This window comes from Methyloversatilis discipulorum (assembly GCF_018780585.1).
Lineage (GTDB): Bacteria > Pseudomonadota > Gammaproteobacteria > Burkholderiales > Rhodocyclaceae > Methyloversatilis > Methyloversatilis discipulorum_B.
Genome location: NZ_JADMJL010000027.1, coordinates 13,073 through 25,476 on the forward strand (window position 1 = coordinate 13,073; position 12,404 = coordinate 25,476).

Consider the following 12,404-nt stretch of genomic DNA (forward strand, 5'->3'; position numbering starts at 1 on the left):
GTCAGTCCTGCGCGCCGGCGTCGCCGTCCGGCGCTTCCATCCGGTGGTAAAGCGTGGTGCGCGCGATGCCGAGCAGGCGCGCCGCCGCGCTGACGTTGCCGCGCGCCAGCCGCATGGCTGCATCAATATAGGCGGATTCCCACTCGCGCAGCTTGGCGTCGAGGCGGAAGCCGCCAGCGCGCAGTTCGGCGGTGGCGATGTCTATCAGGTCACCGTCCTCGCCCGCAGCCGCACCGCTGCGTATGGTCGGGTCGAACTCGGCGAGCAGGGCCTCGCGCCCGACCTGCTGCCCCGGATACTTGGTGGCAAGACGGATGACGATGTTGCGCAGTTCGCGCACGTTGCCGGGAAAGCCGTAGTCCAGCCAGGCGGTGCGCGCCGCGGTGTCGAGCGTGAAGGGCGGGCGGGCGAGTTGGGCGCAGAACTGGCTGCGGAAGTGATCGAGCAGGCGCAGGCGGTCGTCGCCCATGTCGCGCAGCGGCGGCAGCGAAATGGTGAATACGCTGAGCCGGTGATAGAGGTCGGAGCGGAAGCGGCCGGCGCGCACTTCGGCGCCGAGGTCCCGGTTGGTGGCGGCGACGATGCGCGCGTTCGAGCGCCGCAGCTGGGTCTCGCCGACGCGCTGGAATTCGCCGTTCTCCAGCACGCGCAGCAGCTTGGCCTGCAGGTCCAGCGGCAGTTCGCCGATCTCGTCGAGGAAGAGCGTGCCGGCGGCGGCTTCTTCGAAATAGCCCGCGCGCGCCGACTGCGCGCCGGTGAACGCACCGCGGGCGTGACCGAACAGCGTAGGCTCGACCAGGCTGGGCGAGATCGCGGCGCAGTTCAGCGCCAGGAAGGGACGGTCGCTGCCGCCGACGGCGTGCAGACGGTTGGCCACGATGTCCTTGCCGGTGCCGGATTCGCCCTCGATCAGCACCGGGTAGGGCAGGCGTGCGTACTGTTCGATCTGAGCGCGCAGGCGCTCCATTTGCGCGCTGACGCCGATCAGGGCCGGCAGCGCCGGCGCTTCCTCCTCGTGGCAGGTCCGCGCCAACTGGCGCAGCAGCGCATTGAGCGCCTGCGGCTGCGCCGGTTTGGCGACGAATTCGGTGGCACCGAGTGCGCGCGCGTGGCGCGCGACGTTTTCCTCGCCCTGACCCGACAGCACGACGATGCGCGTGTCCGGCGAATGCGCCAGCAGGTCGGCGATCAGCGCGTAGCCTTCATCGGGACGATGCGGGTTGGGCGGCAGGCCGAGATCGATCAGCGCCAGCGCCGGCGGACTCGCCTGCTCGCGCAGCCAACTGATGGCTGCGCCGCGCGACGCGTGGCTGACCACGTCGAAATCCGCTTCGAGCAGGAAGGACAGCGAGTCGGCAATCAGCGGATCGTCGTCGACGATGAGCAGTCCGGGGCGGCTCGCAGGGGATCGGGCTGAATTCGGCATGTGTGCCGGCCATCATAGCGCAGCGCGCAGCGGTGGATTCCGCCCGGCGGAGGCGCCCGGCGCGTCTGCTACAATCCGCGACCTTTACCACAAGACCGTTCCGCGCTCGTGTCCGCTTCCCCTCCGGCCGAAGACATTCTGGTCGACCTGTCGAGTGTCGACTTCGCGTACGACAAGCGGCCCATCCTGACCGGCATCAGTCTGCGCATTCCGCGCGGCAAGCTCGTCGCCATCATGGGTGGCAGCGGCTGCGGCAAGACCACGCTGCTGCGTCTGATCGGCGGTCAGCTGAAGCCGACCGCCGGCCGCATCCAGGTGGCCGAACACGATCTGGCCAAGCTGTCGCGTCGCGACATGTACGCGCTGCGCCGGCGCATGGGCATGCTGTTCCAGTTCGGCGCGCTATTCACCGATCTGACCGTGTTCGACAACGTCGCCTTCCCGCTGCGCGAGCACACCGATCTGCCGGAAGACATGATCCGCGATCTGGTGCTGATGAAGCTGCATGCGGTCGGCCTGCGCGGTGCGCACAAGCTGATGCCGAACGAGCTGTCGGGCGGCATGTCTCGCCGGGTGGCGCTGGCCCGCGCGGTGGCGCTCGATCCGATGCTCATCATGTACGACGAGCCCTTCGCCGGCCTCGATCCGATCTCGCTGGCGGTGGTCGGTCAGCTCATCCGCAAGCTCAACGACGCGCTGGGTGCCAGTTCCATCATGGTGACGCACGACGTGCACGAATCGCTGGAAATCGTCGATTACATCTACTTCCTGTCGGGCGGCAAGGTGGTGGCACAAGGTACGCCGGACGAGATACGCGCCTCGACCGACCCCTTCGTGAAGCAGTTCGTCAATGCCGAAACCGACGGGCCGCTGCCCTTCCATTACCCGACCGACGATTACCGCAAGGCCCTGATGGAGGTCCGTTCATGATCGCGCGCGTATTCCGCGCCATGGGCGCCCGCACCGTCGATGGCATCTGGCGGCTCGGTTTCGCCACCCGCTTCTTCTTCGCCATCCTGCTGCGCTCGGGCACTTCGTTCGCGCGCTTCCAGTTGACGATACGCGAGGTGTTCTCGACCGGCGTGCTGTCGCTCATCATCATCCTGGTGTCCGGCTTCTTCGTCGGTCTGGTGCTCGGCCTGCAGGGCTACGAAACGCTGCAGCGCTACGGTTCCAGCGAGGCGCTGGGCATCCTGGTCGCACTGTCGCTGGTGCGCGAGCTGGGTCCGGTGGTCGCCGGCCTGCTGTTCGCCAGTCGCGCCGGCTCGGCGCTGACCGCTGAAATCGGCCTGATGAAGACCACCGAACAGCTGAAGGCGATGGACATGATGGCGGTCGACCCGATCGCCCGCGTCGTTGCACCCCGCTTCTGGGGTGGTGTCATTTCGATGCCGCTGCTGGCCGCCCTGTTCTCGACCATGGGCGTGTTTGGCGCCTGGTTCATCGGCGTCGTGTTCATCGGTGTCGATGACGGCGCTTTCTGGTCGCAGATGCAGGCGTCGGTCGATTTCCGCTACGACATCGTGAACGGCGTCATCAAGAGCGTCGTTTTCGGCTTCGCGGTCGCGCTGATCGCGGTTTTCGAAGGTTATGACTCGGCGCCCACCGCCGAGGGCGTGTCGCGGGCGATCACCCGTACCGTCGTCAATTCGGCGCTGGCCATTCTGGCGCTGGACTTTGTGCTGACCTCCTTCATGTTCAGGGGCAATGGATGAACCGTACCGTTCTCGACCTGTGGGTCGGTGTTTTCGTCGCTGTCGGCGTGGCAGCAGTGTTGTTTCTGGCACTAAAGGTTGGCAACCTTGCGTCCGCTAACATCGGGGAGACATACAGGCTGCAAGCCAACTTTGATAACATCGGCGGCCTGAAACCGCGTGCGCCCGTCAAAAGTTCGGGTGTCGTGGTGGGCCGGGTGACGGAAATCACTTTTGACCCGAATCTGTATGTCGCCGTGGTGAAAATGGATGTGGACAAGCGCTACAGTTTCCCGCGCGACACCTTCGCAACCATTCTGACCTCGGGTTTGCTGGGTGAGCAGTACATCGGTTTCGAAGTCGGTGGCGACACCGAAATGCTTCAGGCCGGTGCCACCATCACCAAGACGCAGTCTGCAGTGGTGCTTGAAAAGCTGATCAGCCAGTTCATGTTCAACAAGGCTGCCGAGAGCCCGACCGCTCCCGAGCAGTGACGTACCGAATGCATAGCCGGGAAGCCCGACAGATGACCAAAACCAACAAGCAGTCGAATCTCAACATCCGCTCGGTGCTTGCCGCCACCGCCGCAGCCGCGCTGTTCACCGGCTGTGCGACCTCGGGCAACCCCAAGGATCCGATCGAAGGCTACAACCGCGCGATGTTCTCGTTCAACGAGACGGTCGACAAGGCGGTGATCAAGCCGGTCGCCCAGGGCTACGACTTCGTGATGCCGGATCCGGTGCAGACCGGTGTATCCAATTTCTTCGCCAACATCGCCGACCTGTGGACGGGCGTTAACAACCTGCTGCAGGGCAAGCCGGTCGATGCGCTGTCGGATGCCGGCCGCGTGCTGGTGAACTCGACCCTGGGCATTCTCGGCCTGTTCGACGTCGCCACGCCGATGGGTCTCGAAAAGCACGAGGAAGATTTCGGCCAGACCCTCGGCCGCTGGGGTGTCGGCGATGGCGCCTACGTGGTGCTGCCGATTCTCGGCCCGCGCACCGTGCGCGATACCTTCGGTCTTGCTGCAGACATCTATGTCGACCCGGTGCGTGACGCCGATGGTCATCGCGGCTACCGCAACACCGCCATCGCGCTGCGCGCCATCGACACCCGCGCCAACCTGCTGAAGGCAGAGGATGCGCTCGAAGCGGCGGCCATCGACAAGTACGCCTATGTGCGCGACGCCTATCTGCAGCATCGCCGCAGTGCCATCCATGATGGCAACCCGCCGCGCGAAGCCGATGACTCGGCGTCGCTGCCGAGCGCGAACCTTCTGACGATGGAACCGCTCGAATCGACGTGGACGATGATGCTTGTCGGCGCGCCGGAGAAGTCGGACGTTGATGCAGCGAATGCGTCCGAGCCGGCCACCGGATCGGTGGACACCGCAGCCGTCTCGTTCTGATCGGCAAGCCCGGCGCTACGCCGGGCAGCGCGGTCATCACGGCCTGTCGCGTTCCGACAGGCCTCTTTCTTTTCCGGGAGCACATATGTTCAAGCGCTTTGTTCAATTACTGATGGTTGCCTTCGCCGCCAGTGCGGTCGCGCAGGCAAACGTGCTGAAGGCGCCCGACGTGCTGGTCAAGGAAGTGACCGAGGATGTCCTGACCACGCTGCGCACCGATCCGTCGATCAAGGCCGGCGATACGGCCAAGACGGCGGAACTGGTCGAAACCCGCGTGCTGCCGCATTTCAACTTCACGCGCATGACGGCGCTGGCGCTCGGCAAGGAGTGGCGTGCGACGACGCCCGAACAGAAGAAGGTGCTGACCGAAGAGTTCCGCACCCTGCTGGTCCGCACCTATTCGAACGCCCTGACCAGCTACCGCAACCAGACCATCGATTACCGCCCGTTCAAGATGGGCGCCGCCGACACCGACGTGACGGTGCGCACCCAGATCAACCAGCCGGGCGGTCGCCCAATTCCGCTCGACTACGCGCTGGAGAAGAAGGAAGAGGGCTGGAAGGTGTACGACGTGATGGTGTCGGGCGTCAGTCTGGTGACCAATTACCGCGAAACCTTTGCCGCGGAGATCCGCGCGGGAGGCGTCGACGGCCTGGTGAAGACGCTGCGCGCCAAGAACGCATCGAACGTGCCGGCGCCGCTGCCGGCACCGGCAACGGCGACAAAATGATCGCGCTCGACAACGGCGTGCTGCGCGTCAGCGGCACGATGCGACTGCCCGAGGCGATGGCGCTGCGCGACGCCGGTCTGGCGCTGCTGTCGTCGGCTGCATCCATCGACCTGTCGGCGGTCGAGGACGTCGATTCGTCGGCCATCGCCGTGCTGCTCGCGTGGGAACGTGCGAGCGGCGGCAGCGATGGCCCGCTGCCGGTCACCGGCGCACCGGCCGGATTGACCAGCCTGGCCCGTCTGTACGAGGTGTCGTCCTATTGCGGACTGGACGCCGACGACGCGACCGCTCGCTGATGTGTGCTTCTTCCGGTCTCCCGCGGGGGCCGGTACTGCAGTTTCTTCATGTCTGATTCCACCGCTGCCTTGCTGATCGAAGGCGTCTGCAAGCGATTCGGTTCGCTGCAGGCGCTCGACCACGTTACGCTCGAAGTGAAGCAGGGCGAGTTCTTCGGCCTGCTCGGGCCGAACGGCGCCGGCAAGACCACGCTGATTTCGTCCATGGCCGGCCTGTGCCGTGCCGATTCCGGCTCGATCCGCGTGCTCGGGCACGATACGGTGACCGACTATCGCGCCGCACGCGCCCGGCTGGGCGTCGTGCCGCAGGAACTGGTGTTCGATCCCTTCTTCACCGTGCGTGAGATGCTGCGCATCCAGTCCGGCTATTTCGGCTTGCGGCGCAACGACGACTGGATCGACGAAATCCTGCAGCGGCTCGATCTCGAGGCGAAGGCCGACGTGAACATGCGTCGCCTGTCCGGGGGCATGAAGCGACGCGTGCTGGTGGCGCAGGCGCTGGTGCACCGGCCACCGCTCATCGTGCTCGACGAGCCCACGGCCGGCGTCGACGTCGAACTGCGCCAGGGCCTGTGGGCCTTCGTGCGCGACCTGAACAGGCAGGGGCACACCATTGTGCTCACCACGCACTACCTCGAAGAGGCGGAGAGCCTGTGCGGCCGGATCGCCATGCTGAAACAGGGCCGCGTGGTGGCGCTGGAACGGACAGCCGACCTGCTGTCGCGCCGTGTGCAGCAGACGCTGCGCCTGCGTCTGGGCAGCGGCACCGCGTTGCCAGCCGAGTTTCGCGCCGTGGCGCGGGCCACGCCCGATGGCCGGGTCGCCATCGTGCTCGACAGCGCGGACGCTGTCGCTGCCTGTCTTGCACGCATGCACGCGGCTGGCGTCGCGCTCGACGACATCGAACTGGTGAAGCCCGATCTCGAGGACGTGTTCATTGCGATGATGCAGGAGGCCGCCTAATGAGCATGGCGCTGCGCACCCTGCTGTACAAGGAGCTGCTGCGGTTCTGGAAGGTGAGCTTCCAGACGGTGGGCGCGCCTGTGCTGACCGCGCTGCTCTATCTGCTGGTGTTTTCGCACGTGCTCGACCGCACGGTCGAAGTCTATGGCGGTGTCAGCTATACCGCCTTCCTGGTGCCCGGCCTGGTCATGATGAGCCTGCTGCAGAACGCCTTCGCCAACAGCTCGTCGTCGCTGATCCAGTCCAAGGTGACCGGAAACATCGTGTTCGTGCTGCTGCCGCCGATTTCCTACCGCGAATTCTTCGCCGCCTACGTGCTGGCTGCCGTGATTCGTGGCCTGGTGGTGGGCGCGGGCGTGTGGCTGGTGACGCTGTGGTTCGTCGAGCTGCCTTATGCCCATCCGCTGTGGATACTGTTCTTTGCCACCGTGGGTGGAGCAATTCTTGCAAGTCTTGGCGTGATTGCGGGCATCTGGGCCGACAAGTTCGACCAGTTGGCCGCTTTCCAGAATTTCGTCGTGATGCCGCTCACCTTCCTGTCGGGTGTGTTCTACTCCATACACACGCTGCCCGACTTCTGGCAGGCGGTGTCGCACCTGAACCCTTTTTTCTACATGATCGACGGTTTCCGTTACGGCTTCTTCGGACAGTCGGACGTTTCCCCGTGGATCAGCGCCCTGGTCGCGGGCGGCAGTTTCGCGGTGCTCGCGGGCATCACGCTGAACATGCTGGCGCGCGGCTACAAACTGAGAAGTTGAACATGGTCACTCCCGAAAGCATCCAGGCTTCCATCACCGCCGGCATCGACTGCCAGCACTGTCAGGTCGCTGGTGACGGCCAGCATTTCGAGGCCATCATCGTGTCGACGGCCTTCGAAGGCCTGCGCAGCGTGCGCCGCCACCAGCTGGTCTATGCCGCGCTGGGCGACCGCATGCGCGAGGAAATCCACGCGCTGTCGATGAAGACGCTGACGCCGGACGAGTGGAAGGCCTGATCGCCCGATGGACAAGCTGTTGATCGAAGGCGGCCATCGTCTGCACGGCGAGGCCGAAATGTCGGGCGCGAAGAACGCGGCGCTGCCCATCCTGTGCGCCGCGCTGCTGACGCGCGAGCCGCTCACGCTGACCCATGTGCCGCAGCTGAACGACATCGGCACCATGCTCAAGCTGCTGGCGCAGATGGGCGTGGCGGTGCAGCGCGACGGTTCGACCGTCACGCTGGATGCGTCCGGTATGAACAATCCGGTGGCGCCCTACGAAATGGTGAAAACCATGCGCGCCTCCATCCTGGTGCTCGGCCCGCTGGTCGCCCGCTGTGGCGAGGCGCGCGTGTCGCTGCCCGGCGGCTGCGCCATCGGCGCGCGCCCGGTGGATCAGCACATCAAGGGTCTGCAGGCGATGGGCGCCGAAGTCGCGGTCGAGCACGGCTATGTCGTCGCGCGCACGGCGCGGCTCAAGGGAGCGCGCCTGTTCACCGACATGGTGACGGTCACCGGCACCGAGAACCTGATGATGGCCGGCGTGCTCGCCGACGGCGAGACGGTGATCGAGAACGCCGCGCGCGAGCCCGAAGTGGTCGATCTGGCCAACTGCCTGGTCGCGATGGGCGCCCGTATTTCCGGCGCCGGTACCGACGTGATCCGCATCCAGGGCGTCGAACGCCTGCATGGCGCGACCCACCGCATCATGCCGGACCGCATCGAAACCGGTACCTATCTGTGTGCCGCCGCCGCGGCCGGCGGCGAAATCCGCCTGACCGGCACATCGGCCGGCTATCTGGACGCAGTGATCGACAAGCTGATGGACGCCGGCTGCGACATCCGCACCGAGAAGTCGCCGTCCTTCGAAGCCATCGTGCTGAAGGCGCCAGACAAGCTGAAGGCGGTGTCCATCCGCACTGCGCCCTATCCGGCCTTTCCGACCGACATGCAGGCGCAGTTCATGGCGATCAACACCGTGGCCGAAGGCACCGCCATCATCCGCGAGACGATTTTCGAGAACCGTTTCATGCACGCGGTCGAACTGGCCCGTCTGGGTGCCGACATCCGCATCGACGGCAATACCGCCGTGGTGCAGGGCGTGGCACAGCTCGACGGCGCGACCGTGATGGCGACCGACCTGCGCGCCTCGGCCGGTCTCATCATCGCCGGTCTGGTGGCGCGCGGTGAAACGCTGATCGAACGCATCTATCATCTGGACCGCGGCTACGAGCGCATCGAGCAGAAGCTCAGCGCGCTCGGCGCCACCGTCCGCCGCGTGTCCTGACGACACGCCATCCATACGAGGCACACCGTGCAAGGCATCACCCTGGCGCTGTCCAAAGGACGCATCTTCGAAGAAACGCTGCCGCTGCTGGCGGCGGCCGGCATCGTGCCGACCGACGATCCGGAGTCGTCGCGCAAGCTCATCATCGGTACCAACCGACCTGACGTGCGCCTGGTCATCGTGCGCGCCTCCGATACGCCGACCTATGTGCAATACGGTGCGGCCGACCTCGGCATCGCCGGCAAGGACGTGCTGCTGGAGCATGGCGGCGCCGGCCTCTACCAGCCGATCGACCTGAACATCGCGCGTTGCCGCCTCAGCGTGGCGGTACCGGCCGGTTTCGATTACGAACAGGCGGTGCGCCGGGGCGCGCGGCTCAAGGTGGCGACCAAGTATGTGCACACCGCGCGCGAACATTTCGCCGCCAAGGGCGTCCACGTCGACCTGATCAAGCTGTACGGATCGATGGAACTGGCGCCGCTGGTGGGTCTCGCAGATGCCATCGTCGATCTGGTCAGCAGTGGAGGCACCTTGCGTGCGAACAATCTGGTCGAGGTTGAACACATCATGGACATCAGCTCGCGTCTGGTCATCAATCAGGCGGCGCTCAAGGTGAAGCACGATCTGCTGACGCCCATCCTGGAGGCGATTCAGGGGGCGGTGCAGGCATGAGTGCAACGAAAATCAGCCGCTTTGATTCGAGCGAACCGGACTTTCTCGGTCGGCTGGATACGCTGCTGGCCTTCGAAAGTTCGACCGACGACGCGATCGAGACGGCCGTCGCCGGCATCCTGCGCGACGTCCGTGTGCGTGGCGACGAGGCGGTCATCGAATACACACGCCGTTTCGACCGCATGGACTGCGCCGCCATGGTCGAACTCGAACTGCCGCGCAGTGAGCTTGACGCCGCCTATGCGGGACTGGGCGATACGCAGCGCGCCGCGCTGGCCGAAGCCGCCGACCGCGTGCGGCTCTATCACGAGCGCCAGAAGCAGGATTCCTGGGAATACGCCGAAGCGGACGGCACCCGCCTCGGCCAGAAAGTGACGCCGCTGGACCGCGTCGGCCTCTACGTGCCGGGCGGTCGTGCGTCCTATCCCAGTTCGGTGCTGATGAACGCAATTCCGGCCAAGGTCGCGGGCGTCAAGGAACTGATCATGGTGGTGCCGACGCCAGGCGGCGAACGCAATCCGCTGGTCCTGGCCGCCGCGGCGATCACCGGCGTCGATCGCGTGTTCACGATAGGCGGCGCGCAGGCGGTTGCCGCGCTCGCCTACGGCACGCAGACCATTCCGCAGGTGGACAAGATCGTCGGCCCGGGCAACGCCTATGTCGCCAGCGCCAAGCGGCGCGTGTTCGGCACGGTCGGCATCGACATGGTGGCCGGTCCGTCCGAGGTGCTCATCATTTCCGACGGCCACGGCAATCCGGATTGGGTGGCGATGGATCTGTTCGCTCAGGCCGAGCACGACGAACTGGCGCAGTCCATCCTGCTGTGTACCGACGCCGCCTTCCTCGACCGCGTGCATGCGTCGATCGACCGGCTGCTGGCGGAAATGCCGCGCCGCGACACCATCGCCACTTCGCTTGCCAACCGCGGCGCGCTGATCAAGGTGCGCGATCTGGCCGAGGCCTGCGACCTCGCCAACCGCATCGCGCCTGAGCACCTCGAAATCTGCACCGAAGATCCGCGTGCGCTGGTCGATAGCATCCGTCACGCGGGTGCGATGTTCCTCGGCCACTACTCGGTCGAGGCGCTGGGCGACTACTGCGCCGGGCCGAATCACGTGCTGCCGACGATGCGCAGCGCGCGCTTCTCCAGCCCGCTGGGCGTGTACGACTTCCAGAAGCGCACCTCCATTCTCGACATTTCGGCCGAAGGCGCGCAGAAGCTGGGCCGTATCGCGTCGGTGCTGGCGCACGGTGAGGGCCTGCAGGCCCACGCCCGCTCGGCGGAAATGCGGCTGAAGGACTGACTTCCACGCGGCCACGACCCGGCGTACAGTGGCGCCCGGGTCGTGCGCCCGACCTGACCGGTCATGCGCACGTCGTTGCAGCAGTGAACCGATCAGGGAGCAGCCATGCAGCAGTCCGAACACCCCGAAGCGCCACAAGCCGTCGGGGATGCGCAGGATCTACCTTTCCCGGTGGTGCGTGAAGTCGGGCTGTTCGCCTGTTTCGACTGGCTTGGCCGGGCGTTTCAGGACATGCGCGCGAGTCCCGGTGGCAGCCTTTTCTACGGCGCCTGTTTTGCCTTCATGGGGCTGGTGCTGACCACGGTGTTCCGCCATGCCTATCACCTGACTTCGGCGCTGGTGTGCGGCTTCCTGCTGCTCGGCCCCTTCCTGTCGCTCGGCCTGTACGACCTGTCCCGCCAGCGCGAGGCCGGGCAGCCACCGGTGCTCGCGCATTCGCTCACCGCCGGCGGCCACAATGCCGGCGCGATCGGCGTATTTGCGGTCATCCTCATCATCATCTTCCTGGTGTGGGCACGTGCCTCGCTGGTCGTGTTCGCGCTGTTCTACACGACGCAGATGCCGTCGGTGGACCACTTCCTCGAACAGGTGCTGACGCTGCAGAACATTGAGTTCCTGATGGCTTACGCGGTGGTCGGCTTCATCTTCGCGTCACTGGTGTTCGGCGCCAGCGTGGTCGCCATTCCGCTGATGCTGGACCGTCGGCAGGACGCGGTGACGTCCATCCTCGCCAGTCTCTTCTCGCTCGGCCGCAATCCGGGGCCGATGCTGGTGTGGGCCGCGCTTATCGTGATCTTCGCGGTGATCGGCTTCCTGACCTTCTTCCTGGGCCTGATCGTGCTGATGCCGCTGGTCGGGCATGCAACTTGGCACGCCTACCGGGCGCTGATCGAACCACTTCAGCACCCGGCTGGCGCCGCCTAGCGCCGACGGAACAGGCCCAGCACGCCGAGCCCCGCCACCATCATCAGGGCGGTCGACGCTTCCGGCACGGCGGAGACCGCGAACGGCGTCGTGTCGGGCACGGCATCGGCATGAACGCCGTCGGTGAACGCGGTCCAGTTGGCGACGTCATTCACCGTGTTGCGATACGCCGCAAAATCGGCGGCGCCGCTGCGTGAGCCCGTGTAGCTGGCGTAATCGGTGCTGGCGGGCAGGGCGATCGCGTTCACCCCGGCGGTGAGTCCGGCAGCGCCCAGTGCCGTTGCGGCGGCGGCTGCACCTTCCGACGACACTGCGGCAAGAAAGGTGGTCGGAGCCGAGGTGCCGCTGCCGACATAGGCGTAGAGCGTGTCGGCCGTGCTGCTGAGCGCGGCATTGCCGGTGCCGGTCAGGCTGCCGGTGGATGCTGCGCGACCTGCCTGATCGATGTCGCTGAAACGGACGACCGTGCCGGCCGCGATGATGCCGGCGCCGGTCTGCCAGGTATGGAAGCCTTCGGAACTGGTGAAGGCGGCGCCATCCCAGTTGCTGTCGGTGAAGTAGATCGTGCTGTTGGCCGCGAGATCGGTCAGCGCGACGATGGCCCAGCCGTCCTCGTCGGCATTGAAGGCGGTAAACGCGATATCGCCCGCCCCGAGCGCGTGGGCGCCCTGCGCCGACAGGCACAGCGACGCGATGCACAGCATTCTTGCTGAAAACATGAAC

General features: G+C 65.8%; 15 protein-coding genes. 13 read left to right on the forward strand and 2 right to left on the reverse strand.

The window, feature by feature from the left end; genetic code table 11:
• Position 1: 1 nt before the first annotated feature.
• The gene (locus tag IV112_RS13020) at positions 2–1,426 is read right to left on the reverse strand and encodes a sigma-54-dependent transcriptional regulator (protein ID WP_304003947.1); all 1,425 of its coding nucleotides are present in this window, start codon (positions 1,424–1,426) and stop codon (positions 2–4) included.
• A 108-nt stretch (positions 1,427–1,534) separates the two neighbouring features.
• On the opposite strand from IV112_RS13020, the gene IV112_RS13025 reads away from it, so the two are divergent.
• The 13 genes from IV112_RS13025 to IV112_RS13085 all read left to right on the forward strand — a co-directional run bounded on the left by IV112_RS13025 (position 1,535) and on the right by IV112_RS13085 (position 11,681).
• The gene (locus IV112_RS13025; RefSeq protein WP_304003949.1) at positions 1,535–2,356 is read left to right on the forward strand and encodes an ABC transporter ATP-binding protein; all 822 of its coding nucleotides are present in this window, start codon (positions 1,535–1,537) and stop codon (positions 2,354–2,356) included.
• On the forward strand, positions 2,353–3,141 hold the full coding sequence (gene mlaE / locus IV112_RS13030; RefSeq protein WP_019919473.1) for a lipid asymmetry maintenance ABC transporter permease subunit MlaE: 789 nt from the start codon (positions 2,353–2,355) through the stop codon (positions 3,139–3,141). The genes IV112_RS13025 and mlaE overlap by 4 nt, the downstream gene beginning before the upstream one ends.
• Complete coding sequence (gene mlaD / locus IV112_RS13035; protein ID WP_020163562.1) at positions 3,138–3,614, forward strand: outer membrane lipid asymmetry maintenance protein MlaD; 477 nt, start codon at positions 3,138–3,140, stop codon at positions 3,612–3,614. Before mlaE ends, mlaD begins: the two co-directional genes overlap by 4 nt.
• 32 nt (positions 3,615–3,646) lie before the next feature.
• Positions 3,647–4,528, forward strand: coding sequence for an MlaA family lipoprotein (locus IV112_RS13040; protein ID WP_304003953.1), 882 nt, complete (start codon positions 3,647–3,649; stop codon positions 4,526–4,528).
• Between the two features lie 85 nt (positions 4,529–4,613).
• On the forward strand, positions 4,614–5,258 hold the full coding sequence (locus IV112_RS13045) for an MlaC/ttg2D family ABC transporter substrate-binding protein (RefSeq protein WP_304003955.1): 645 nt from the start codon (positions 4,614–4,616) through the stop codon (positions 5,256–5,258).
• A complete protein-coding gene (locus IV112_RS13050) occupies positions 5,255–5,554 on the forward strand; it encodes an STAS domain-containing protein (RefSeq protein ID WP_304003957.1) in 300 nt (99 codons plus the stop codon). Before IV112_RS13045 ends, IV112_RS13050 begins: the two co-directional genes overlap by 4 nt.
• Positions 5,555–5,602: 48 nt before the next feature.
• Positions 5,603–6,517, forward strand: a complete 915-nt coding sequence (locus tag IV112_RS13055; protein ID WP_304003958.1) for an ABC transporter ATP-binding protein — start codon at positions 5,603–5,605, stop codon at positions 6,515–6,517.
• Entirely contained in the window at positions 6,517–7,275 is a 759-nt protein-coding gene (locus IV112_RS13060) for an ABC transporter permease (RefSeq protein ID WP_304003960.1), read from the forward strand. Before IV112_RS13055 ends, IV112_RS13060 begins: the two co-directional genes overlap by 1 nt.
• Positions 7,276–7,277: 2 nt before the next feature.
• Positions 7,278–7,511: a BolA family protein gene (locus tag IV112_RS13065; protein WP_020163568.1), complete on the forward strand. Its 234-nt coding sequence runs from the start codon at positions 7,278–7,280 to the stop codon at positions 7,509–7,511.
• A gap of 7 nt (positions 7,512–7,518) precedes the next feature.
• Positions 7,519–8,781, forward strand: a complete 1,263-nt coding sequence (gene murA, locus IV112_RS13070; RefSeq protein ID WP_304003963.1) for a UDP-N-acetylglucosamine 1-carboxyvinyltransferase — start codon at positions 7,519–7,521, stop codon at positions 8,779–8,781.
• Between the two features lie 27 nt (positions 8,782–8,808).
• Entirely contained in the window at positions 8,809–9,453 is a 645-nt protein-coding gene (hisG, locus tag IV112_RS13075) for an ATP phosphoribosyltransferase (RefSeq protein WP_019919464.1), read from the forward strand.
• Complete coding sequence (hisD, locus tag IV112_RS13080; RefSeq protein ID WP_304003965.1) at positions 9,450–10,757, forward strand: histidinol dehydrogenase; 1,308 nt, start codon at positions 9,450–9,452, stop codon at positions 10,755–10,757. Before hisG ends, hisD begins: the two co-directional genes overlap by 4 nt.
• 105 nt (positions 10,758–10,862) lie before the next feature.
• Entirely contained in the window at positions 10,863–11,681 is an 819-nt protein-coding gene (locus IV112_RS13085; RefSeq protein ID WP_304003967.1) for a DUF2189 domain-containing protein, read from the forward strand.
• Here the strand turns inward: IV112_RS13085 and IV112_RS13090 are convergent.
• Complete coding sequence (locus IV112_RS13090; protein ID WP_425763016.1) at positions 11,678–12,385, reverse strand: PEP-CTERM sorting domain-containing protein; 708 nt, start codon at positions 12,383–12,385, stop codon at positions 11,678–11,680. The two genes, IV112_RS13085 and IV112_RS13090, sit on opposite strands and share 4 nt — an antisense overlap.
• Positions 12,386–12,404 lie beyond the last annotated feature (19 nt).